The 22,552-nt window shown below is 46.2% G+C and carries 24 protein-coding genes; 10 read left to right on the top strand and 14 right to left on the bottom strand.

The genetic code is table 11. From position 1 onward, the window contains the following. The first annotated feature begins 112 nt into the window (after positions 1–112). Entirely contained in the window at positions 113–1,747 is a 1,635-nt protein-coding gene (locus KQY15_RS18055; RefSeq protein ID WP_217671327.1) for a response regulator, read from the top strand. 14 nt (positions 1,748–1,761) lie between these two features. Here the strand turns inward: KQY15_RS18055 and deoC are convergent, their stop codons facing one another. Continuing rightward, positions 1,762–2,496 (bottom strand): deoxyribose-phosphate aldolase, encoded by a 735-nt coding sequence (deoC, locus tag KQY15_RS18060; protein WP_217671328.1) that lies wholly within the window; start codon positions 2,494–2,496, stop codon positions 1,762–1,764. Between the two features lie 265 nt (positions 2,497–2,761). Further along, a complete protein-coding gene (locus KQY15_RS18065; RefSeq protein ID WP_217671329.1) occupies positions 2,762–3,481 on the bottom strand; it encodes a M48 family metallopeptidase in 720 nt (239 codons plus the stop codon). A 108-nt stretch (positions 3,482–3,589) separates the two neighbouring features. Here KQY15_RS18065 and xthA point away from each other — a divergent pair, with 108 nt between their 5' ends. Beyond that, entirely contained in the window at positions 3,590–4,405 is an 816-nt protein-coding gene (xthA, locus tag KQY15_RS18070) for an exodeoxyribonuclease III (RefSeq protein WP_217671330.1), read from the top strand. Between the two features lie 37 nt (positions 4,406–4,442). On the opposite strand, the gene yfbV is transcribed toward xthA, so the two are convergent. After that, positions 4,443–4,883 (bottom strand): terminus macrodomain insulation protein YfbV, encoded by a 441-nt coding sequence (yfbV, locus tag KQY15_RS18075; RefSeq protein WP_217671331.1) that lies wholly within the window; start codon positions 4,881–4,883, stop codon positions 4,443–4,445. A gap of 536 nt (positions 4,884–5,419) precedes the next feature. Here yfbV and KQY15_RS18080 point away from each other — a divergent pair. From KQY15_RS18080 to KQY15_RS18095, 4 genes are read left to right on the top strand one after another with little or no spacing between them, the layout of a single operon-like run. Then, positions 5,420–5,767, top strand: coding sequence for an ArsC family reductase (locus KQY15_RS18080; RefSeq protein WP_217671332.1), 348 nt, complete (start codon positions 5,420–5,422; stop codon positions 5,765–5,767). Between the two features lies 1 nt (position 5,768). Continuing rightward, positions 5,769–6,929 (top strand): succinyl-diaminopimelate desuccinylase, encoded by a 1,161-nt coding sequence (dapE, locus tag KQY15_RS18085; RefSeq protein ID WP_217671333.1) that lies wholly within the window; start codon positions 5,769–5,771, stop codon positions 6,927–6,929. Next, positions 6,926–7,618 (top strand): M15 family metallopeptidase, encoded by a 693-nt coding sequence (locus KQY15_RS18090; RefSeq protein WP_217671334.1) that lies wholly within the window; start codon positions 6,926–6,928, stop codon positions 7,616–7,618. The genes dapE and KQY15_RS18090 overlap by 4 nt, the downstream gene beginning before the upstream one ends. Next, positions 7,615–7,812, top strand: coding sequence for a DUF2897 family protein (locus KQY15_RS18095; protein WP_217671335.1), 198 nt, complete (start codon positions 7,615–7,617; stop codon positions 7,810–7,812). The genes KQY15_RS18090 and KQY15_RS18095 overlap by 4 nt, the downstream gene beginning before the upstream one ends. On the opposite strand, the gene yejK is transcribed toward KQY15_RS18095, so the two are convergent. Next, positions 7,766–8,809 (bottom strand): nucleoid-associated protein YejK, encoded by a 1,044-nt coding sequence (gene yejK, locus KQY15_RS18100; protein ID WP_217671336.1) that lies wholly within the window; start codon positions 8,807–8,809, stop codon positions 7,766–7,768. The two genes, KQY15_RS18095 and yejK, sit on opposite strands and share 47 nt — an antisense overlap. A 70-nt stretch (positions 8,810–8,879) precedes the next feature. Between yejK and KQY15_RS18105 the strand changes: the two genes are divergently transcribed. Both KQY15_RS18105 and KQY15_RS18110 read left to right on the top strand, forming a co-directional pair. After that, the gene (locus tag KQY15_RS18105; protein ID WP_217671337.1) at positions 8,880–9,104 is read left to right on the top strand and encodes a YejL family protein; all 225 of its coding nucleotides are present in this window, start codon (positions 8,880–8,882) and stop codon (positions 9,102–9,104) included. A 6-nt stretch (positions 9,105–9,110) separates the two neighbouring features. After that, positions 9,111–10,631 carry a DUF3413 domain-containing protein gene (locus KQY15_RS18110; protein ID WP_217671338.1) on the top strand — a complete coding sequence of 507 codons (1,521 nt, stop codon included), beginning with the start codon at positions 9,111–9,113 and terminating at the stop codon, positions 10,629–10,631. 8 nt (positions 10,632–10,639) lie between these two features. Here KQY15_RS18110 and KQY15_RS18115 read toward each other — a convergent pair whose 3' ends face one another. Further along, entirely contained in the window at positions 10,640–10,939 is a 300-nt protein-coding gene (locus KQY15_RS18115; protein ID WP_217671339.1) for a hypothetical protein, read from the bottom strand. Positions 10,940–11,112: 173 nt separating this feature from the next. Between KQY15_RS18115 and KQY15_RS18120 the strand changes: the two genes are divergently transcribed. Next, positions 11,113–11,946, top strand: a complete 834-nt coding sequence (locus tag KQY15_RS18120) for a CvfB family protein (RefSeq protein WP_217671340.1) — start codon at positions 11,113–11,115, stop codon at positions 11,944–11,946. After that, positions 11,936–13,009 carry a DUF5924 family protein gene (locus KQY15_RS18125; protein WP_217671341.1) on the top strand — a complete coding sequence of 358 codons (1,074 nt, stop codon included), beginning with the start codon at positions 11,936–11,938 and terminating at the stop codon, positions 13,007–13,009. The genes KQY15_RS18120 and KQY15_RS18125 overlap by 11 nt, the downstream gene beginning before the upstream one ends. Before the next feature lie 106 nt (positions 13,010–13,115). Here KQY15_RS18125 and KQY15_RS18130 read toward each other — a convergent pair whose 3' ends face one another. The 9 genes from KQY15_RS18130 to pheT form a co-directional block, all read right to left on the bottom strand. Beyond that, positions 13,116–13,307 carry a CsbD family protein gene (locus KQY15_RS18130; RefSeq protein WP_217671342.1) on the bottom strand — a complete coding sequence of 64 codons (192 nt, stop codon included), beginning with the start codon at positions 13,305–13,307 and terminating at the stop codon, positions 13,116–13,118. A gap of 226 nt (positions 13,308–13,533) precedes the next feature. Beyond that, positions 13,534–14,778, bottom strand: a complete 1,245-nt coding sequence (locus tag KQY15_RS18135) for an SAM-dependent methyltransferase (RefSeq protein ID WP_217671343.1) — start codon at positions 14,776–14,778, stop codon at positions 13,534–13,536. Positions 14,779–14,780: 2 nt separating this feature from the next. Continuing rightward, complete coding sequence (locus KQY15_RS18140; RefSeq protein ID WP_217671344.1) at positions 14,781–15,533, bottom strand: DUF1365 domain-containing protein; 753 nt, start codon at positions 15,531–15,533, stop codon at positions 14,781–14,783. Next, the gene (locus tag KQY15_RS18145; RefSeq protein WP_217671345.1) at positions 15,533–16,789 is read right to left on the bottom strand and encodes an NAD(P)/FAD-dependent oxidoreductase; all 1,257 of its coding nucleotides are present in this window, start codon (positions 16,787–16,789) and stop codon (positions 15,533–15,535) included. Before KQY15_RS18145 ends, KQY15_RS18140 begins: the two co-directional genes overlap by 1 nt. Positions 16,790–16,803: 14 nt before the next feature. Further along, positions 16,804–17,244 (bottom strand): nuclear transport factor 2 family protein, encoded by a 441-nt coding sequence (locus KQY15_RS18150; protein ID WP_217671346.1) that lies wholly within the window; start codon positions 17,242–17,244, stop codon positions 16,804–16,806. Further along, on the bottom strand, positions 17,237–18,685 hold the full coding sequence (gene phrB, locus KQY15_RS18155) for a deoxyribodipyrimidine photo-lyase (RefSeq protein WP_217671347.1): 1,449 nt from the start codon (positions 18,683–18,685) through the stop codon (positions 17,237–17,239). The genes KQY15_RS18150 and phrB overlap by 8 nt, the downstream gene beginning before the upstream one ends. 1 nt (position 18,686) lies before the next feature. Then, positions 18,687–19,628, bottom strand: coding sequence for a YbgA family protein (locus tag KQY15_RS18160; RefSeq protein WP_217671348.1), 942 nt, complete (start codon positions 19,626–19,628; stop codon positions 18,687–18,689). Between the two features lie 289 nt (positions 19,629–19,917). Beyond that, entirely contained in the window at positions 19,918–20,214 is a 297-nt protein-coding gene (gene ihfA / locus KQY15_RS18165; RefSeq protein WP_213997103.1) for an integration host factor subunit alpha, read from the bottom strand. A gap of 2 nt (positions 20,215–20,216) precedes the next feature. Next, a partial coding sequence (gene pheT, locus KQY15_RS18170; RefSeq protein ID WP_217671349.1) for a phenylalanine--tRNA ligase subunit beta occupies positions 20,217–22,552 on the bottom strand: 2,336 nt, incomplete at its 5' end.

Here is a 22,552-nt window from a genome sequence, read left to right on the forward strand (position 1 = left end):
TTCTGTGTTGTCACCTCTTCGTTTAATTACCACGCCAGCTGCAATTAATTTGCTTGCTAAACTGCACTATTTTTCCGACACTTAGCTTATTCAGGCTAGAGTATAGGCGCTAATGCAAAATAAGACTTTGGAAAATCAACGGGTGTTGATCGTTGATGACCAGCGCGCATTCCAGTTAATGTTTAAAGGTGTGCTCTATTCAATGGGCGCAACCAACGTTGCTTTTGCGCCTACTGGCGAACAAGCATTGGCTAAATGCAGTAATATTGATTACGACATTTTGTTTGTCGATTACCATCTGGGTGTTGGCAAAAACGGCAAACAGTTACTTGAGGATTTACGAGAAAAAAAATTATTGAAACCTCATAGCATCTTTATGCTGGTTACCGGTGAAAACTCAGTACCGGTGGTAGTCAGTGCTGTAGAACTTGAGCCCGATGACTACCTGGTTAAACCCTTTTCACAAAGTGTGCTTCGCAGTAGGATAATTCGTATTCAGAATAAAAAAGCCCAGCTGGCTGAATTGTTTCAGGCGTTGTATGACAACAATTCTGAACAGGTAATAGAGCTTTGTCAGCAGGAAATAAGTGCAGCTGGCCGTTATCAGCAATTCTGTAAACGGGTACTGGCAGAGAACTTTATCGCCTTAAAACAATTTGCTGAAGCCGAACAGGTCCTGCAGAGCTGTCTTGAGCAAAGACGCAACGGCTGGGCTTTATTATTGATGGCCAAAGTATGCTTTGAGCAGCAACGTCTGGCAGAAAGCCATGCCCTTTGTGACGAAGCATTAGAAGAGAACCGATTGTTTGCTGAAGCTTTTGACATTAAAGCGCGTAGCTATCTGGCAGACAACGACCCTGAGCAGGCATTCAGTTGTATTCAGGCAGCTACTGAAATTGCCCCCTACTCTATGCAGCGCCAGTATCTGTATATGGATATCGCCCATGCGTTGGAAGACACCAATGCTAAAGTGCTTGCCAGCAAACAATTGTATGAAATTACCCGCCGTTCAATGCGTCAGGATGTTGTTCATTTACTAAACTACATTCGAAGTATCATTGCCGCTGCAACCCTGAGTGATGATCCGCAACAGCGAAACCGTTATTCACAGGAAGTTGCCATTGCCCTGCAACGGGCGCGCCGAGATGACAATCTTATCCGGGAAACCGACTTCGATTTATTTGAAATATTATGTCAGGCCCGGCTCGACTCAGTGAACGGCCAGCAATTTCAGGCGAAGAAAACCTATGCAGCGGTTGCAGAACACGCAGAAACGCAACAACAGGTTATGCCTGATACCGTATTATTATTAAATCAGATTGGTGAGTTTGAGCAGGCGGAAAAGCTGGCACTGCTTATCGATCCAGCGCTTAAAGCAGATCCGGTGTTGCAAAGACTACTTTCAGAACAACAACGGCAGAACCAATCACAACAACAACACTTTGCTCAGTTGAATAAAGATGGTATCCGTCAATATAAAGAAGGCCAGCATATGGCCGCGCATGCTTTGTTTGAGCAAGCACTGGAACTGGCCCCGATGAATACAGGTTGTGCTTTAAACGTAATTCAAACCAGCTTGCAACTGCTTAAAACACAGAGTTACGGCCCTGGTGGCAATATGCTTGAGCGCTGTAAAAAAGCCTTCAGAATTGTCGACAATATGCCATTACCTGAAAACCATCGGAAGCGCTATCAGGAACTGCTCAACCAGTTTTCACAATTAAAACCCGAAAAGCGACGGAAGTAGTGTCAGGCAGCTGCTTAATCGCCAGCCAACTGTTCCGCCAATTCAGTTACCAGCGCGCTGGCACCAATTCGCATAGTAGCGCTGGTTGCCGTAACCCCGGTTATCTGCTCATACAGGTCAATTAACTGCAGTGCCTGCGTAACTGTGCGAACGCCGCCCGATGCCTTAAAGCCTACCGTACGGTCGGCAGAGGCGATAATTGTCAGCATAATCCTGGCGGCCTCTTCAGTAATACCGACCGCAACCTTACCGGTTGATGACTTAACAAAATCAGCACCGCAATTAATAGCAATCTCCGTTGCCCTGGCAACCTGCTGCGCAGTAATAAGCTCTCCCGATTCAATAATTATTTTAAGACAAGCTGTTTTACAGTAGCGTCGCACATCACTTAAAAACTCAGTTGCGTATTGCTGATCACCCCGCAGCAGCGCCTGATATGGCATCACGCAATCAATTTCAGTTGCCCCGGCCGCCAGCGCAGCTTCAATTTGCTTACACACTACAGGTAACGACAGATCCCCCCCCGGAAAATTGACTACGGTAGCTAATTCAAACTGTTGGCCGTAGTTCTGCATAAAATGTTTTAACTTCGACAGATAATCCGGATAAACGCAATAAGCGGCAACAGTAACCGGCAACTGTGGTTGCTGTTTAAGCCAGTCAGCCATTAGTTGAGGCTCATCTTTTTCATTTAAGCGAGTGACATCTAGCAGCTTGGTTAACTGCAGTAAGCGCAATCTGTTGGTCATGCTGAAAATTCCATTCTTTTTGTTTAGTCCGAACGGTCGTTATTGCGGCAGCCCGGTAAAAGTTGCCAGCAGAGTAAACCAGAACGTAATAAAAATGCAAAAAGTGAAAAAAATAAAATTTTATGGAATTATTTAGATACTGCCCGGTCAGAGATAATAGTTGTAATGTTGTGTTTACTTCTCTCCCTGAAATTTAAGTTGTCCTTAGTTTAACGCTGGTGTAAACCGGCGTTTTTTTTGTTTTAGCCAGGCAAAACTGACAAGACTAGATGAGTAGTTCCTGCTGATAATAACTCAACCAGGAAATAGCTTGCTGATAATCTGGTAGGTTCTGGCTGACTATTTGCCAGAAGTACACTGAATGGTCCATCGCTAACCGGTGGGCCAGTTCGTGAACCATCACATAATCAATGACCCAACCGGGCGCCATAACCAACCGCCAGTTAAGTCCAATAACCCCGAAACTATCGCAATAGCCCCAGCGACGTTGCCACTGGCCCAGTTTAAGTTTGCTGTAACTCACCCCCATCACTTCAGCCCAAGCCTGTAAACGCATGCTAAAGGATGCGGCCGCCTGCGCTTCTAACCAGCGGTTAAGTAATTTATCGTGCCATGTTGTCAGGTTTGTAGCAGCGACACGGGTGCTGACCAGAATAACAATAGTATCATTATCAATATAGACATCGCTTTTCGCGGCCCGACTAAAAATAACGTTATATCGCTCCCCTGCCAACAAAATTTCTGAACGTTGCTGCCAGTTTAACCCGTGCGGCCGGGCCTGCTGATGTAATAAATGTCGCTGGATCCATGACTGTTTGGCTGTTAGCAGTTGTTCTATCTGTCTGTTGCTGCATCCAAACGGTGCACGCACCGTCACTTTGCCCTGACGGACTATTATCGCCAGACTCCTGCGACGGCTGTAGACAATCTGGTAAGGAGATGGCTCACATTCTGCAACGGGCATTGTTCTGAATAATGTTCTCAAAATTGTTCTCAATGCTGTTCTCAACATCGGCAGCCTTGAACAGTTACCGTCTGACAGGCCTGCATGTTATGATGCCGGCTTGTTACAGGTTGAGGCATATAACTAAACATGAAAATAATCTCTTTTAATATTAATGGTATTCGTGCACGACTTCACCAGCTGCAGGCTCTGATTGACAAACATCAACCCGATATCATTGGCTTACAGGAAATTAAAGTACACGATGATGAATTCCCGATGACCCAGGTGATGGCGATGGGCTACCATGTGTATCACTTTGGTCAAAAAGGCCATTATGGCGTAGCAATTTTAAGTAAACAAGCCGCCAGCCACATGCAATATGGTTTCCCAGGCGATGCTGATGACGCCCAGCGCAGAATGCTGATTGGGCAGTATAATTTGGCAAATGGCAAAACATTAACCGTAATGAATGGTTATTTTCCGCAGGGCGAAAACCGGAGCCATCCAACAAAATTCCCCGCCAAACAAAAATTTTATGATGATCTGCAGCACTATATCGAGTCGAACCATAGTGCAGAAGATTATCTGACCGTAATAGGTGATATTAATATTTCCCCTGTTGATTCTGATATCGGTATTGGTGAAGCCAATGCTAAACGCTGGTTGCGGGAAGGGAAAACCTCGTTTCTGCCAGAAGAGCGTGCCTGGTTGCAACGCTTAAAAGACTGGGGCTTAATTGATACCTACCGCCAGCTGTATCCGGACGAAAACAGTCAGTTTAGCTGGTTCGATTATCGTTCCAAAGGGTTTGACGACAACAGGGGCCTGCGAATAGATGTGGTGATGGCAACCAAACCATTGGCAGCGTTGTGTACTGGTTCCGGCATCGATTATCAACTTCGGGGGATCGAACGGCCTTCAGATCATGCGCCGGTCTGGTCTGTATTTGATTTAGATAACTGAACAATAACTATAACTATGAGCTGACACTTTATGCGGCTTAAAGCCAGGGCCGCATAAAGGTTTTATCCAGCTGTTTATAGGCAACAGCTAAGGTGTTAGCCAAATCAGAATAGTGACGGGGTTCATTCACAGCTGACGTTTCCACTCCCTGCTCCTGCATTTGCTGATGAAGTTGCCGGCACCAGTTTATCAGCGCTGGTGGCAAGCGGGTTGACGAACGTACCCCCAGCCAGTACCAACCTTGAAGTGGTAAAGACAAAATAAACAACATCATTGCCAGAATTTGCCCTGTAAAACCGCTTCCAAGCATGGTTAACTGGAAAAATGCTGTCAATACCGCCAACCCGGGCAAATAGCGAAAGCCAAGAGCAGTCAACTGAATAACTTTATTTTCCAGAAATACCGGGTTCAGCTCAGGTCTAACCGGCCAAACCAGACTGTACTGGCGACCTTCCTGCAGTAGCGCAAATATTTTCATACCAATAGCCTCTACTCGTAACAACGGCTAAATTTAACTTTAGCATAGTTCCATTACGTTGCGCAGAACAAGTTGTATCATTAAGTTGGTCAGATTAACGGTAAAGCCGGCATAATTCGGATCCATGTTCAGCCAACTGTTATTTTTGATATAAATACGGCAAAATTTAGCCATATTGTAATTATACAATTTTCAGGCCAACTTAATTATTCTTTATTTTCAGAGCGTTATAAAGATAGCCGACTGTTACCAACAATCTTACCCACAGAAGCTGTGGACAAGTTTTTGCAATGTACATTGGTATTATCAGCAACTGTCAGTATTTTTATCACCCAAAAAAACTGTTTCGATAAAAATTCATCACCAAGTCATCGTTATGTCATATTTAACTGATACCACCACTGCAAATCGTTCAGCTTTAATGAATCCAAAAAAACTAACAGCAGAAAATGGTTTGGTATTGCGGTAGTATTATCAGTAGTTTTTTTGCAGATGATCGCCGGGTGAAATGCCCTGCTAAAAAGAATGAGTTCTCTATGATGAAAATGTACGGTATTAAAAACTGTGACACCATTAAGAAAGCCAGAAAATGGCTGGAGCAACATCAAATAGACTACCAATTTGTTGATTATCGTCAGGACGGTCTGAGTTCTGAGCTACTGGCCACTTTCAGCCAGCAACTGGGCTGGCAGAACCTGTTAAATACCCGGGGCACCACCTACCGGGCACTACCCGCCGAGACCAAAGCCAATCTGACAGAGCAATCCGCGTTAGCACTGATGCAGCAACAACCCGCCATGATTAAAAGGCCGCTGTTGCAGGTAAAGGATACTTATATTCTTGGTTTTAATGCTGAACAATATGAAAAACTTCTGGAAGATTAAGATGAACTGGTTAGATCCTCAGCAAAACCCGGTATTGTCTCTGGCAATGGACTTGATGTCACGGGAGTCTGTTACACCTAATGATGCAGGTTGTCAGCCACTAATGGCTGAGCGTTTGGCTGCAGTCGGTTTTAACATCGAAGTGTTAGAATTTGAAGACACGCTTAACTTATGGGCAAGACGTGGTAATGGTAAACCCTTGTTTTGCTTTGCCGGTCACACTGATGTGGTGCCAACCGGACCCGTTAGCCAGTGGCACACGCCACCATTCACGCCAACCATAATTGGCGACAACTTATTTGGTCGTGGCGCTGCTGATATGAAAGGTAGCCTGGCGGCTATGGTGCTGGCAACTGAGCGATTTCTGGCGCTTTGTCCTGAGCCGGCATTTGATATTGCCTTCTTAATTACCAGCGATGAAGAAGGCCCTTTTGTTAATGGTACGGTCCGGGTCGTCGACACGCTGGAACAAAGAAATGAAAAGATAAGCTGGTGTTTAGTAGGAGAGCCTTCCAGTGGCCAGAAACTGGCCGATGTCATTAAAAATGGCCGGCGTGGCTCATTAACCGGCCACCTGACAGTGCAAGGTATTCAGGGGCATGTTGCTTATCCTCATTTAGCTGACAACCCGGTGCATAAAGCTGCGCCGGCTCTGGCCGAACTCGCTGCGGAGCAATGGGATCAGGGCAATCGTTTTTTTCCCGCCACCAGCTTTCAGATCGCCAATATCAACGCCGGAACCGGCGCATCAAATATTGTTCCGGGTGAGCTGAAAGTGATGTTTAACTTTCGCTACAGTACAGAAGTTTCTGCAGAGCAATTACAGCAACGTGTCTATGCCATGCTCGATAAATACGGCCTGAAATATCAGCTGGACTGGGTATTGAACGGCTTGCCGTTCCTGACCGACAGTGGCAGTTTAGTTGAGTCTGTTGTTGCAGCAGTAGAGCAGGTTCAGGGCTTTACACCGCGACTTGAAACAACTGGCGGCACCTCAGACGGACGTTTTATAGCGCCAACCGGGGCTCAGGTGGTAGAGCTGGGACCATGCAATGCCACTATTCATAAGGTTAATGAGTGTGTGTCAATCCATGATCTGACCGTGCTTGCTGATATTTATCAGGCGCTGCTGCAACAGCTTCAGCAAAAGCTTACCGCATGACACCTCCAACCCTAACAGCGGAAATACTGACCGGATGCAGTGAAGAGCATCTGAGCGCACTGGCAAACGGTCAGCTTATTCATCAGCAGATGCAACCAGCGTGGCAGAAACTACAACAGGCCGCCGCTGCTGACGGTATAACCATCGCTATTGCATCAGCATTCCGCAGTTTTCAGCGTCAGGCTGCTATCTGGCAGGCGAAATGCGAAGGAACACGTCCGGTTTATAATCTTCAGCAACAACAGGTTGAGATCAGCAAGCTGAGCGGCCTGAAAAAACTGGAAGCCATTATGTTGTTTTCGGCCCTGCCAGGCGCCAGCAGACATCATTGGGGTACTGAACTGGATATTTATGATGCAGCCGCCGTAACATCAGATTACCGGCCGCAGTTATTGCAATCTGAGTATAGCGAGAGCGGGCCTTTTAACCGATTAAACCAATGGCTTGAAACAGAAGCAGCAAAGTTTGGCTTTTTTCGGCCCTATAAAAAATACCGGGGTGGTGTAGCGCCAGAGCCCTGGCATCTGAGCTATGCCCCGATTGCAAAACCCTACCAAAAGGCGTTAACAATGCAGACTTTGCAAAATTGCCTGGGGCAACATCCTATTGCCGAGCAGCAAGCCGTGCTGGCTAATTTGGCCCAACTATATCAGACTTATGTTATCAATATTTGTGAGGACAACGAATGAACTGGCCATTATTCTGGGCCCTGTTGGCTGGCTTTGGCATAATCATCGGCAATATTATGCTGGTAAAACATTCCGCCAGCATGAAAATGCCCAGCCTGAAAGATGCCAAGGAAACATCCTCTGAGCCTTCCCATAACGCTGATGATCTTAGTCGTCGTCGCGTTGGCGCTGAAAAGCCGAATAGCCCTGAGTGAACCGCTGCAACTGATCCCGCAGATTAGGTGGCGTACCCTTAATAATTAAGGTATCAGTGCCTGCATCATACTGCACTCTGTCTCCCAGTAATTTCTCATCAAAACTCAATGAGATGCCTCCGCCGGCACCATTAAACTTCACCATTTTTTTCAGCTCTTTCACTTCAACCGGAAATTGCTCCGCCACCTCAAGCTGCTGTTCAGCGCAATAATGCAAAAAGCCGTTTTCCTGTTCCGGATCGACTACCGCTGAAAGCTCCGCTAACACCACGTCCTGCCCCGCCTTTGCGCGCTCTTCACAGTAGTCAAAAACCTGGCGCCTGGCAGAGGTTTTCTCACCTTGTTCAAATTCAGCGGCGGCGAAGTATTCCTCAACCGAAGCAAGTACTTTCTGACTGTTCTGCCGTGCATCTGTGCCCTCAGCACAGCCGAGGAAATCCAGGAAAAAATCTGCAACTTTACGCCCTGCCCGGCCGCGGATAAAGCTGATGTAATTGCCGGCGCCAGCATTTACCTGATATTCAGTAAGATCTATTCTCGCGGCCAGCTGCATCCTCGCGATATCAAGATGCCGTGATGTCGACAAATCCAGCTGTTCAGTTAAAGCAAAGTGATCTTTGCTTCCAAGCAGACAAACGATAAGAAACTCGCTGGCCAGATAGCGGTAATGACCAAGAACAAGGTAACCGGTTTCGGGCAGCTGATGAGTACTTAGCTGGTTAACTAATGCGTCAGTCATAGCTTTGGTAAAACCCAGATAATCAGTATCTGCAGCCTGCCAACTGGCCAGCGCCTGAGGCACAGCCGGATCTTTATCATCAGAAAAACTGGCGTAGCCCTTTGCCGGTTTGCCGTTGTAAGCCAAGTGTAGTTGTTCAAGCAGTGTCGATACCGACCCGTCCGTCCCAATTAATTGCTCGCGGTAATGAGCACTGTGTTCGCCACTGGCTGCCAGATCAATATAGTTAATAGCTAAATGCAAAACATCGACGGACATAATTTTTCCTGTTTTAACTGAAATCTGATACTATTCTTTAGTCTGAATATCATCTTAGTCTGAGTAACGCATGCCCATTGTATCAAAGTATTCCACTGCACAAATTGAAAATCTGGTAAATCAGTTACTGGAGACACTGCATAGTAACAACGCAACAACAGAGCTCGCCCTGATGTGTTTAGGTAATGCGGTCAGTCATGTAATAAATAGTAGCGTCTCTCAAGCCCAACGCACTGCTGTCGCCAATCATTTCAGCCAGGCACTGGCTGATGCCGTCAACGCCAGCAGCCACTAGGTACCAATGGTCATCGAACAGAACTTATCACTGGTTAAAAAAGTCAATCGGCTGTTAAGTTGGGGCCATTGGTTCAGTTTTTTTAATATATTACTGGCGCTGGTTGTTACCAGCGTTTACTGGCTGTCTGAGCCAGCACCGGAAACCCTGCTCGGCTGGATATACCTGATTTGTTACTGGTTAGGACATACTGCTTTTTTGTGTTTTATGTTCTTTATCATCACCGTGTTTCCGCTGTCACTAGTCTTTCCTTACCAGAAACACGTGCGGGGCCTGGCTGCAGTGCTGGCAACTGGCGGTATGGTTGTGCTGATTTTTGATGCATATGTTTATGCAAACCTGGGCTATCATATTGGCAGTACCTCATATCATCAAACTATAGAACTGCTTCGACAGCAGGTTGTTACCAACTTACGTAATTTCATCATTATTGTCAGCTGTGTTGCCGCTATCCTCATTGCTATTGAGCTGGTCATCAGCAATTACTGTTGGAAGAAAATTGCCCGGCTTAAGCAAAGTAAAATCAGCCGGCCTTTACTGCTGATTTTTATCAGCAGCTTTATGCTTAGTCATCTTATTCATATATATGCAGACGCTCGGTTAAAATGGGATGTCACTAAACTTGATAATGTTTTGCCTTTTTCGTATCCGGCTACCGCTAAAAGCTTTTTAGCAAGATATCAACTGGTAGATTTAGCGAAACGTGCTCAGCGACAGGCGGACAGACTAAGCATTTCCAGCCCAGAACTCAGTTTACAACAACTGCAATGCTCGGCAACGCAGGCAGAGCCAATACTGGTGCTGATCACCAGCGGAATATCAGGTGATACCGCTGACTTTATGCGTCAGCAGGGTTTGCGTTGGCATGACCAGCATTATGCACCGAATAACGAAACTGAAGCTTTGCTGCATTTGTTGTATGGTCAGTTTTTACTGACTGATGACAGCCGGCATCAATTAACACAGTCGCCAGCATTTATCGAACAGTTACCAACCAATACCCTGTTTATCGGGAGTAAGTGGTCTGCCATCACTGCGAAGTTACCCTGGCTGGAGCCCGGACAACAATCAGCAATAGCAGTTACCAACATCATTTTCGATGAGACACCTGAAGCAAACTGGGCAGACTATCAGCAATATCAGCGAATTATAATCTTGCCGCTTATCAGCACACAGCCCACTTTTGTGCTGGCCCCGGTCAGAACCCTGATCCGCTGGCCGCAACTGCATGAGCAGGTAAAGCAGGTTAACTCGCAACATCTTGATCTGCTGCCGACTCTACTCAGTTCCGCTGGTTGCAATACTGAAAATAGCTGGCTGGGTGACAACCTGTTACAAAAACCAAGGTTACCAAAACTCAGTATCAGTAAGCAGGATATTGTCAGTATTCGTAAAGATAAAATGGTGATATTACGCCAGGATGGCAGCTATGGCGTATGGTCAGCTGGTACCCTGCTACCATTAGACGAAAAACTAGATACGCCAATGCTGACTGATGCGCTAAAAAGGCTGGAACCGGGTGATTAATAAACACGCTATTGTAGGTTTATTGGCGCCTTCAGTCTGGTTCGTTTAGGCCGTTTACCAGCCAGTTCCAACTCTGCCAGGTGAAATAAGTTGGTAAATACAATGGGCGGTGCCTGTTCACTAAAGCGTTCTATAAATGCAATCCGAGCGTCATTAACCAGCTGCTGACAGAGCTGATCGTACTGACTATACCCGTCATACGAATAGGGCTCATTTAAATCAGCTAAACCAATCTCCTGCTGTCTGCGCATAAACCAGTTCAGCAGAAATTCGTACTGTTTAATATCCAGCCATTGCCGACAATCCATTTTGATGACCTCAGTATTAACTTCAGTTTACTGCATTAAGTAACGTTTACGGCGTAAGCCCGAAACTGGTTTCAATAACATTATAGCTTACACCTCTTAACTTAAATAAGCTCTGCAGCCTCAACTAAAAGCAGTTACAATACGCAATAATGTTAAAAGAAGTTGGATTAGCAATGATTGCACTGGGCACCCTGAATACCTTAACGGTTAAAAAGCAGGTTAAATTTGGCTTTTATCTGGACGGTTTAAGTTGGGGCGAAATATTACTGCCAAATAATGTTGCCCCGCAAGGGTTAGAAATTGGTCAGTCCCTGCAGGTTTTTCTTTATCTTGATTCTGAAGATCAGCTTATTGCCACCACGGAAAAGCCCGCGGTTATGGTTGGACAGGTCGCCATGTTACCGGTAGTTGCAGTAACTAAAGTAGGTGCTTTTTTAAACTGGGGTCTTAAAAAAGATTTACTGGTGCCTTTCAGCGAGCAACAAATACCGTTGAAAGAAGGCCAGAAATATCTGGTTTACTGTTATGTGGACGTTAGTAACCGGATTGTCGCTTCCACTAAATTAGACCGGCACCTGCATAAAACGACGCCTCACTATAACCCCGGTGATAAAGTGAATATTATTGTCAGCGAGCAGACTGATATTGGATATAAAGTAGTGGTAAACCAGCAGCACTGGGGGGTGTTGTATAAAAATGAAGTCTTTAAGCCGCTTCGTCGGGGTGACAAACAAACTGCCTACATTGTTAAAGTCCGTGATGACGGCAAAATAGACTTGCGATTGACGGCGACCACTTATAAACAGGCACTCGAGCTGACCGAGCAGGTTTTAAATAAATTAAAGCAAAATGGCGGTAAGCTGGCATTAAATGATAAAAGCTCTCCAGAGCTCATCTATGAGACATTCGGCGTCAGCAAAAAAGCTTATAAGCAAGCCATCGGGACGCTTTATAAAGATAAGAAAATCGTAATTTTAGACGCAGGTATCATGCTAGTTGGCAATTAAAAAAACCGACAACCCGGCAATAAACAGGTTACAACCGCTAATCAGTTGGGTGCTGGATATTTTTCAGCGTCACGCCGGACTGATGGCGGTTTTGGCCTTTGTCAGTGGCATTGCCAGTTATGTCCTTGTGGAACGAAAAGAATCAATTGCCCAGTTTATTGCTGCTGTTATGTTGGTCAGCTGGATATTGCTGGTAGCCGATAACTGGCTAAGAGCCGGTTTAGCGCGTCGTTTTGGCTGGAATATTTCTCCGATTGTTATCCGGTTTTTAACCCAACTGGTTCATCAGGAAAGTTTATTTTTTGCATTACCTTTTTTTCTGGCCGTAACCAGCTGGGATCATGGTCAGGCCATCTTTACCAGTCTGCTGCTGTTGTGTGCGTTGGTATCAATTGTTGACCCACTCTACTATAAAGTACTGGCGACACGTTACGCCCTGTTTGTAGCTTTTCACTCTTTGGCATTATTTGTGGTAATGCTGGTAGTACTCCCGTTACTGCTGCAGTTAACCACCCAGCAAAGCCTGATTGCTGCAATCGTTGCAGCACTGCTGTTCAGTTTACCCAGCTTGGATCGGTTGCTACCTCCCGGCCGCTGGTGGCGGCTTCCATTGTTGTTCAGCATGCTATGCCTGATGGCGTTAACCCTATGGCAACTTCGCAGCTGGGTGCCACCAGCGGGCATCCGCCTGACTGATATTACGATCTCTCATCAGGTTGATACTGAACAACGCCAGGCTGGACAAAACATTAGCAAGCTCACGGTTGCAGATTTAGAGCAAGGCCTGTATGCCTGGACAGCAGTACGAGCACCAAGAGGGTTAAGAGAACAAATTCACCACGTCTGGATCCTTAATGGCCGGGAAGTAGACCGGATTGTGCTGGATATTCGCGGTGGCCGTGATGCCGGCTACCGCGCCTGGAGCCATAAATTGGTTTTTCCACCTTATCCTGCAGGCAACTGGCAAGTTCAGGTGGTAACAGCATCCGGACGCTTAATTGGGCTAACCCGATTTAAAGTGGTAAAAAGTGATTTAGATGACCAAAAACAGACGCAACAGTGACGGCAAGAAATGTTGTGCAAAGATTCAGCGTTTGCGCGGGCATTAAAAAAGGGCCCACCGGCCCTTTTTATCGTCACTCTGTATTAACTTACTACCAATAACGGTATCAGTCTTTCAGCCGGTCAAATTCCTGCTCTGCCTGCTCGCGACTCATGCCGTAACGTTCCTGCATTTTGCCACAAAACTTTTCGAAATTACCGTCAACCTGTTGAATATCATCGTCAGTCAACTTGCCCCATTTCTCTTTAACCGAGCCTTTCATCTGACGCCACTTGCCTTCTGCGATATCACTATTCATCATCATTCTCCATTAGATTACTGAACGACACTTTGCCGTAATTCAAGCGTTTGCCTGGCTACGGCAACCACACTAATTGTGTTGCAATGCCTATACCAACAAAGAAATAATTATAAATAACTGATTAATATCGACTTTATAAAACGCCAGACAATACTGTTAACCCGATTTTAAAAAATAAAGAACATTTTACCGGCCGCTCTGAAAAAAATGCACACCGGGCACGCTAACAGACACTACGGTTGTCCGGCTTCGACAATACCATATGTACCGCACTGGTTGCCCGCTCCATAAAGCCACCTTCACAATAACACAGATAAAAATGCCACAGCCGGATAAAATTATCGTCATAACCAAGCTGATGCACAGCATCGCGCTGATGCATAAAATTGTCGCACCAGAGCTTCAGGGTTTTAGCATAGTCAAAACCAATATCCTGAACGTGGCGGATCACCAAATCAGTTTTGCGGCTGACCGCCGTGGCCATCCTGCTTATTGACGGCAGACAACCTCCTGGAAACACATACCGCTTAATAAAGTCCACTTCGCGCACATACTGCTGATACCGCTGATCAACAATAGTTATCGCCTGCAACACCATCAAACCATCTGGTTTAAGCAGACTGGCGCACTTCTGAAAATACTCATCCAGAAAATTATCGCCAACTGCTTCGATCATCTCGATTGACACCAGTTTATCGAACTGGCCGGTTAAATCACGATAATCGTCAAACAGCAATGTTATCTGATCTTGCAAGCCAAGCTCTTCAACTCTGGCTTTAGCAAAAGCAAACTGTTCGGCAGAAATAGTAGTAGTGGTAACCTTGCAGCCATAATGCTGCGCGGCATAGATTGCCATCCCACCCCAACCGGTGCCGATTTCAATCAGATGGTCCGCAGGCGTTAATTGTAATTTATCACAAATCTGCTTGAGCTTATGTTGCTGTGCTGTCGCTAAGTCAGCCGTTGGCGACGGAAACACCGCGCTTGAATACATCATACTGTCATCTAAAAACAGCTGATACATATCATTACCAAGGTCATAATGGGCAGAGATATTCTTCTTAGCCTGAGCTTTAGTGTTACTGTTTCGCCAGTTGAGTAATTTCAGAAATGGTCTGCTTAACCTTGACCAGGTAGAGTCCATTTTATCCAGTAGCGGTAAATTACGACCAAAAATACGAACCAGCGCAGTTAAGTTATCACAGCGCCACAAGCCTTCAATATAAGCCTCACCACCACCGACAGAGCCGGCAAGCACCAGTTTCTGGTAAAATCCGGGGTCAATTACGGTCAGCGTTACTTTTAAATCACTTCCGGCCTCACCTAGCTGAAAACGCTGTTCTCCTTCTATCAGGGTAATATCACCCTGCTTTAACTGCCCTAAAAATGACAGGGTAAATTTACGGCAAAGCCGGTCAAACCAACCCAAATTTGCAAAAACCGCCTGATTGGTAAGCGATAAACTCATAACTACTGTTCCCTGGATTTTGGATGTTGATGCAGCGGCACACCCTTTAAATAAAGTTTTAATGCCTGCCAGTAAATGCGCCACATTACCTGTACGTTTTGCCACGGATGACGGATCAGGATCCGCCGCCGGTTCGCTTTAGTCAGCGCGAAGCGTTTCAGGTTAACCCAGGCACTGAAAATTGCCTGCTCCGCTTTTAAGTTGGTAATACTACAGTACAGTTCAGTAGCGGGTGGTGGAATTTGCCAGCGGTACTGCATCTCAATCGGGTTAAAAGGTGATACATGAAAAGCTTTATCATGTTGATAGAACCCTGACTGAGTGGTATCAACACTGATTGTCTGCAAATAATAGTGACGTTCATTCCACGGGGTATTGCTGACCTCTGCCAGCAAATAACACAGCGCTTCATCGGAATCATAGCAATAATAAAGCGTTAGCGGGCTAAAATAGTAACCCCAATTCGCCAGCGGTGTCAGCAGAAACACCTTAGCTAACGCTTTGTCACCGCCCAACTGACGTACCTTATCCTGCACAGCCACAGTAAGCTCAGCATCACCTGCAAGGTAGTCCCGGCGTCGGAAACTAATTGCGCCAAAACGCTCACAGGCGATCCCTGCTGCCGACAAACTTTCCGCGGTTAACTGCGAGCAATCAAGCCAATATGCACTGAGTGAATAGCTGAAACCATGTTGCTTGGGCACAAAACGTTTGTGCCCCACTTCACCGCAATAAACTGCATGGCCAGTTTGCATCAGTACTCAATTCCAAACATTGCTGCTACGTCCACTGCACTTCTGGCACCATCTTCATGAAAACCGTTATACCAGTATGCCCCACAAAAATAGCTATTATTCTGACCATTAATGACCTTTCGTTGCAACTGAGCAGCCATCGTCATCATGTTGTAAACCGGGTGAGCATAGCGATAGGTACCGAGAATTTTTTCACTGGCGATGGCGGCACTGTTATTTAAGGTGACACAAAACGTAACCGGTGCCTGCAGCCGCTGCAAAATATTCATGTTGTAGGTTAAGGTAGCCCGGCTTCGCTCTGCAGCATCTAAATTGTAATTCCAGGAAGCCCACGCAGAACGGCGCACAGGCAACAAACTGGTATCAGTATGCAACACTACTTCATTCTGCTGGTACGCAATGCCACCAAGTATTGCCTGCTCGTCAGCTGTTGCGCTACTGCCGAGTAACGCCAGCGCCTGATCACTATGACAAGCAAAAATAACTTTATCGAAACGTTCAGTTTCACCGTTTGAAAAATTGAGCGTAACCCCCTGTTCATCACGGACAACTGAGTTTATTTGCTGCGATAGTCTTAAATTTTCCGTGCCAAGTTTATCTAACAGCGCTTCGACATAACGTTTCGAACCGCCTTTAATCACCGCCCATTGCGGTCGGTCTGCCAGATTAAGTAAACCGTGATTGTTAAAAAACCTCAGAAAAAACCGGACCGGAAATGATGGCATTTCAGTGAGTCCTGCCGACCAGATAGCCGCCCCCATTGGTAATAAATAGTTATCACGCATCCCTTTGCCAAATTTATATTTATGCAGGAATTCGCCCAGCTTTAAGTCCAGATCGGGATGGTCATCTGCCACTAATTGCTTGCCAAGTTTATTGAAACGAACAATATCAGCTAACATTCGCCAGAAAGACGGGCGGAAAATATTACGTTTCTGGGCGAACAAACTGGCAAAGTTGTTGCCATTGTACTCCAGATCCCGACTCGGATTCTTAACTGAAAAGCTCATCTCAGTATCCAGCTTTTCAACACCTAACTCTTTAATAAATTTATTAAATATCGGGTAGGTCCAGTCATTGAAAACGATAAAACCGGTGTCAATTGCATAAGACTCGCCAGCAATTTCGACATCCACCGTTGCAGTATGTCCGCCAAGATAATCATTGCTCTCAAACAGGGTTACCTGATGTTGTTGCTGTAATAAATACCAGCTGAGCATCCCGGAAATACCACCACCTATTACTGCTATACGCATTCACGCTTCCTTTATCAGGCTTTCGCCATTTTTTGTTTTACTTGTGTTGTTACCCAACCAAGCACCGGCACATGCTGGTACACTAATTCGGTCAGATCATAGTAATCCCGGTGGTAATAAATGTGCTGGTCACGCCACCTAAGCTCAGTGCAGCCATTAACCTCAACAGGCTTACCAGCGGCAATCGCTGGATGGGACAATGTCATAATCCAACTGATAAAACTAAGGCTTTCACCGTCACTCTGACTGATTGGTTCAAAGTTACAGTACGTCAGTCGTTGATAGGCGTGCGAAAAATATTCCGTCAAATGCTGCCGGCCAGTTATCTTATGCACAGGATCTATAAAAATGACATCTTCTGTATAAATATCAGCAAGCTGGTTTAATCCATCATGTGACAACGAATTATAGAAATCCAGAAAAACAGCCAACTTCGTTTCAGTTCGCTTAACCATCAGACTTTTTAACCTCAGTAAACATTGCCAGAGTGATTTTTCTGGCTTCATCATGATCAACTATCGCAGGGCAATAGCCTGAAGGGGTAGATTTTTTGTGCGGCCAGTGAATTTCCTTGCCTTGAACATGAGCTATCTCCGGCACAAAGCGCCGGATAAAATCACCTTCAGGATCAAAACGTTCACTTTGGGTTACCGGATTAAAAATCCTAAAATAAGGTGCTGCATCTGTGCCGGTAGAAGCCGCCCACTGCCAGCCTCCATTATTGGCTGCAAACTCTCCGTCTATTAATTTAGACATAAAATATTGCTCGCCCCAACGCCAGTCAATTTGTAAATCTTTAACCAGAAAACTGGCCGTTATCATTCGTAAACGGTTATGCATCCAGCCGGTATCGTTCAATTGCCGCATTGCCGCATCAACAATAGGATAACCGGTGTTACCTTCACACCAGGCTTTAAACAGGGTTTTATTCTGCCGCCAGCGAATAGCTGCAGTCTCTGCCTGAAACGGTTTATGTTTAATAAGGTCAGGATAAGCCAGCAAAATATGCTTGTAGAATTCTCGCCAGATAAGTTCAGATAACCAAACGCTGGCACCACTTTTTTCCCGCTCCAGTGCCGGCCCTGCTTCCATCTGCAACCTGTTAACGCATTGTTGTGCCGACAACACCCCGCATGCCAGATAAGCTGACAACCGGGATGTCCCTTTTACCGCTGGAAAATCCCGTTTATCGTTGTAATCAGCAACCTGCTGCTGGCAAAAGCCTCGAAGCTTATCAAGTACCTGTTGCTCTGCAACCGGCCAGTCGGCTGAGCAACCATCGCCGTCAGCCATTTCCTTTACCCCAAGTTGTTGCATCAGCTGTTTAACATCAACCAATACTGAGGCCTTCGGCTTTGAATAGCAGCGGATTTCCTGTTCATGCAGCCGGCTCAGCCAGTTACGTTTGAAAGGGGTAAACACTTTATAAGTATCACCACTCTGGGTCAGAATAGTGCCAGGTGGCATAATGCATAATCTGTCATACCAGTTAACCGTTATATCGGCCCGCTGTAATTGCTGCGTTATTTCTTTATCGCGCTGTTGCTCACGCAGTTCATATTCAGTTTGTCCATACAATGCAACCATTCCAGCGTCAGCTAACTTACTGAAAATCTTTGCACAATCGCTGTAACTACTGGCCTCTAGCGCCATTAGCGCTATGTTGCGACTGGCAAGCTCTGTTTGCATCTGCAACACCCTTCGCCGCAGCAAATCCTGCCTGATTGGCGCCATATCATGACGCTGCCAGGTCTTCGGTGTGGCAATAAACAATGCCAGCACCGCGCTGTTCTGTTCGTCGTTCGCTGCCGCTGTGGCATGATGCAGCGCCGCATTGTCGTATGATCGTAAATCGTTGCGAAGCCAGACAACATGCAATGAGGTGATCTTTGACATACTAAGCCCTCAAGCCCAATTGTTCCGGATAAGGATTCAGATAACGTTGTGCTGAAACGTATTGGTTTGGATGCTGACGTAAATGATGCGTCAGCATGGTAAGTGGCGACATCAATGGCAGAAAGCCCTGACGGTAACGGTGAATTAAATCGGCAAGCTCCTGTTTTTCCGCCTGACTAAGCGATTTTTTTAAAAAGCCCTGCAGATGTTGCAACACATTAGTATGCTGCTTGCGGCTGGCGATATTGGTCAGTGCCTGCATTAAGTTTATCAGGTATCTTTGTGACAACTCGGCGGCATCAAACAACTTAGCGCTGGCTACCAGCCGGCCTAATTCCCGGTAAGCAACCGGGCTGTGTGCCATCACCAGAAACTTGTACCGACTATGAAAACTGACCAGTTTGGCAACTGTGAACCCTTGTTGCATCTGCTGCTGGTAATCATGACAAGCATAAATGCGGGTGATGAAATTTTCGCGTAGCGCCGGGTCAAGTAAACGGCCATCTTCCTCCACCGGTAACCATGGGTAACGTTGCATTAATTGCCGGGTGTAGATACCCACACCGATTTTCCCTAACTGCTGACCAGCATCATCGTACAGTCTTACGCGTTCCATGCCACAACTTGGCGATTTAGCACAAACCACATAACCGCTTAAATCAGCCAGGGTGGGCAGCAACTTTTCGGTGTAGGTCAGCATTGCAGAAGTATGGTCAATAGCGGGGTTACGGCTTTGTACCAATTTAATCTGGTCGTTTGCGTCCCGCTGCAACCGGATAGCAGGCCGCGGAACACCCAGACCAATTGCCTGCTCCGGGCAAATCGCTACAAACTTTACCAGAGGCCTAAGTTGCTGCAGACAAAAGGTTGACGCTTTATGGCCGCCGTCAAAACGCACAGGTTCACCAATTACGCAGGCACTGATACCAATTTTAATTGTCATTTATGAATAACCCGGACATTAAATGCTTTACCTTGAACAAGAGAAATGGCTACTCCGAATACAATACAGTAGTGAACCCTTTTCTTTACAGCATAAGCCAGAAGACGGATCAGTATACTGAGATAAATTCATCATAAAAATAAGATAAAAAAAACGGTAATTACCGTCAGGTAACTACCGTTTTAATCACTTAACTTTGACCAGCACAGTTACAACGACAAACATCACATCAGCAACTAATCGGCATGCGTTTTTACAATTAACTACGCAGTATTGCAGTGCATTTTTGTCAGGCTTTGCTGGTACCGGTTTCTACTCTGGACTTTAGTTTCTGTCCCGGGCGGAATGTAACAACACAGCGGGCTGAAATCGGAATATCCTCGCCGGTTTTCGGGTTGCGACCAGGTCGTTCATTTTTCACCCGTAAGTCAAAGTTACCAAAGCCAGATAACTTTACCTGTTCACCCGCTTCCAGCGCGGTACGAATTTCTTCAAAAAAAGCTTCTACTATCAATTTAGCATCACGTTTGCTAACACCAAACTTGGTAAACAAGCGTTCTGCTAAATCAGCTTTGGTAAGCGCCATTCTTAATCCCTCAACGTTGCGTCGAATTCGTCTTTAAGCACGCTAACCACTTGATTTACAACAACCTGGATATCTTTATCCTCAAGCGTACGTGCTTTATCCTGCAAGGTCAGAGCAATAGCAAGTGACTTGTAACCGTCTGCTACACCCTGTCCGGTATATACGTCAAACAATTTTAGGTCAACCAATTGATTTACGCCAACTTTTTTTATACTAGCAGCAATATCTGCAAAACGCACATCTGTTTTCACTACTACGGCCAGATCCCGACGGTTGGCCGGATACTTTGACAGCTCTTCAGCTTCAACAATAGCACGCTGTCCAAGCGCTGCCAGTTCCAGTTCAAATAAATACGCTTTGCCTTTAATTGCCAGTTTCCGCTCGGCTTCCGGATGCAATGCCCCCAGGTAACCAACAACTTTTCCATCGCGTATAATCTGTGCAGTCTGTCCGGGATGCAACGCGCTATGCTCTGCATGGCAAAAGCTGATTTCTGTGGTGGCCGATGTGATACTGAGCAGCGCTTCCACGTCACCTTTTACATCATAAAAATCAGCTGCACGTTCAGTAATGGCCCAATGCTCGTTGCTTAAAGAGCCAACAACCAGGCCACCAATCACTTCAACCTGGCGAACACCGCCTTCTGCCGCCGTATCCGGAATAAACTTAAGGCCATACTCAAATAACCGCAACCGCGACTGTTGCCGGTTCTGATTATGCTGTGCCGCCTGAATTAAACCAGGCCACAAATTCAGTCGCATCGCCGACATATCGGCTGAAATCGGGTTAGGCAAAATAAGCGCCTGCTTATTCGGAAATAACACCTGCTGTACTTTAGGATCAACGAAGCTGTAGGTTATTGCTTCCTGGTAACCACGATCTACCAGCAATTCCCTCATTCGCTGCACACTTAACTCAGCCTCGCTGAATTTGCGCATACTTAGCGCTGCCTGCGGCGCCACATTAGGTATGTTGTTATAACCATAAACCCGGGCAATCTCTTCAATCAGATCTTCACTGATCTGAATATCAAACCTGTACCCCGGTACAGTCACGTCCCAGCCATTGGCTGTTTCACTGACAGTTAAGCCCAGACGGGTCAGAATATCGGTTACTTCTGTCTTGGCTATCGGATGGCCTAATAATCGAAGAAGTTTTGCTTCAGTCAGGCTAATTTCAGCAACTTTGGGTAAGTGTTCTGCTGAAACGGCTTCTACCACAGGGCCCGCTTCACCACCAACAATCTGCAACAGTAATGCTGTTGCACGCTCTATAGCGGTGCGCTGCAACTCTGGATCAACACCACGTTCATAACGGTGTGATGCATCAGTGTGTAAACCATACTGCCGGGCTTTGCCAGCAATGGCCAGTGGTGAAAAAAATGCGCTTTCCAGGAAAATATGCCGGGTTTTACCGGTAACACCGCTTTGCACGCCACCAAAAATACCTGCCATAGCCAGAGGCTTTTCGCTATCGGCAATAAGCAGCGTATTGGTTTTCAGCTCAATTTCAGATTCATCAAGCAAAACCAGCTTCTCGCCTTGCCGGGCAAAGCGAACATCAATATCACCATTGAGCTCATCTAAATCAAACGCATGCATCGGATGGCCCAACTCAAGTAAAACGTAGTTAGTCACATCAACCACCGGGTCGATACTTCGCACGCCACAACGACGCAACTTTTCAGTTAACCATAACGGACTGCTCTGGCTGAGGTCGACGTTTTTAAGCACCCGGCCAAGATATCGCGGACACGCGTGCGGAGCAGACAACGTAATGGCTTTCTGTTCGCTAATAGTTGGCACCACTGCTGCCATTTCTGGCTGACAGACCGCAGACTTATTTAAGACGCCGACTTCGCGTGCCAGCCCTTTAATACCCAGACAGTCGGCCCGGTTGGGCGTCAAATCTACCTCAATGGTATGGTCATCCAGTTCCAGATATTGTCTGATATCAATACCTACCGGCGCATCAGCCGGTAACTCCATAATACCGTCAGAGTCATCTGCCATACCCAGTTCTGAAAACGAGCACAACATACCATTTGACGGCTGGCCACGCAGCTTGGCCTTTTTAATCACGAAATCGCCAGGCAAAACAGCGCCAACCGTTGCCACAGCAACTTTTAAACCCAGGCGGCAGTTTTTTGCGCCACAAACAATATCCAGTAATTCTGGCTGGCCAATATCTACCTGGGTAATTTGCAGTTTGTCAGCATCGGGATGCGGACCACAGGCAACCACTTTCCCCACAATCACACCGCTAAATACACCGGCAACAGGTTCAATACCGTCAACTTCCAGACCCGCCATAGACAGTTGTTCAGATAAGGTTGCAG

Origin of the sequence: Arsukibacterium indicum, assembly GCF_019100565.1 — a bacterium.
Classification (GTDB): Bacteria; Pseudomonadota; Gammaproteobacteria; order Enterobacterales; family Alteromonadaceae; genus Alishewanella; species Alishewanella indicum.

Coding starts and splice junctions, on each gene's coding strand:
- dapE (WP_217671333.1), top strand. CDS start 5,769: ATGAACTGGTTAGATCCTCAGCAAAACCCGGTATTGTCTCTGGCAATG.
- yejK (WP_217671336.1), bottom strand. CDS start 8,809: ATGTCCGTCGATGTTTTGCATTTAGCTATTAACTATATTGATCTGGCA.
- ihfA (WP_213997103.1), bottom strand. CDS start 20,214: ATGGCGCTTACCAAAGCTGATTTAGCAGAACGCTTGTTTACCAAGTTT.
- KQY15_RS18130 (WP_217671342.1), bottom strand. CDS start 13,307: ATGAATAGTGATATCGCAGAAGGCAAGTGGCGTCAGATGAAAGGCTCG.
- xthA (WP_217671330.1), top strand. CDS start 3,590: ATGAAAATAATCTCTTTTAATATTAATGGTATTCGTGCACGACTTCAC.
- deoC (WP_217671328.1), bottom strand. CDS start 2,496: ATGACCAACAGATTGCGCTTACTGCAGTTAACCAAGCTGCTAGATGTC.
- KQY15_RS18160 (WP_217671348.1), bottom strand. CDS start 19,628: ATGACAATTAAAATTGGTATCAGTGCCTGCGTAATTGGTGAACCTGTG.
- KQY15_RS18090 (WP_217671334.1), top strand. CDS start 6,926: ATGACACCTCCAACCCTAACAGCGGAAATACTGACCGGATGCAGTGAA.
- KQY15_RS18120 (WP_217671340.1), top strand. CDS start 11,113: ATGATTGCACTGGGCACCCTGAATACCTTAACGGTTAAAAAGCAGGTT.
- KQY15_RS18150 (WP_217671346.1), bottom strand. CDS start 17,244: ATGGTTAAGCGAACTGAAACGAAGTTGGCTGTTTTTCTGGATTTCTAT.
- KQY15_RS18135 (WP_217671343.1), bottom strand. CDS start 14,778: ATGAGTTTATCGCTTACCAATCAGGCGGTTTTTGCAAATTTGGGTTGG.
- KQY15_RS18115 (WP_217671339.1), bottom strand. CDS start 10,939: ATGGATTGTCGGCAATGGCTGGATATTAAACAGTACGAATTTCTGCTG.
- KQY15_RS18110 (WP_217671338.1), top strand. CDS start 9,111: ATGGTCATCGAACAGAACTTATCACTGGTTAAAAAAGTCAATCGGCTG.
- phrB (WP_217671347.1), bottom strand. CDS start 18,685: ATGTCAAAGATCACCTCATTGCATGTTGTCTGGCTTCGCAACGATTTA.
- yfbV (WP_217671331.1), bottom strand. CDS start 4,883: ATGAAAATATTTGCGCTACTGCAGGAAGGTCGCCAGTACAGTCTGGTT.
- KQY15_RS18080 (WP_217671332.1), top strand. CDS start 5,420: ATGATGAAAATGTACGGTATTAAAAACTGTGACACCATTAAGAAAGCC.
- KQY15_RS18055 (WP_217671327.1), top strand. CDS start 113: ATGCAAAATAAGACTTTGGAAAATCAACGGGTGTTGATCGTTGATGAC.
- KQY15_RS18095 (WP_217671335.1), top strand. CDS start 7,615: ATGAACTGGCCATTATTCTGGGCCCTGTTGGCTGGCTTTGGCATAATC.
- KQY15_RS18105 (WP_217671337.1), top strand. CDS start 8,880: ATGCCCATTGTATCAAAGTATTCCACTGCACAAATTGAAAATCTGGTA.
- KQY15_RS18145 (WP_217671345.1), bottom strand. CDS start 16,789: ATGCGTATAGCAGTAATAGGTGGTGGTATTTCCGGGATGCTCAGCTGG.
- KQY15_RS18140 (WP_217671344.1), bottom strand. CDS start 15,533: ATGCAAACTGGCCATGCAGTTTATTGCGGTGAAGTGGGGCACAAACGT.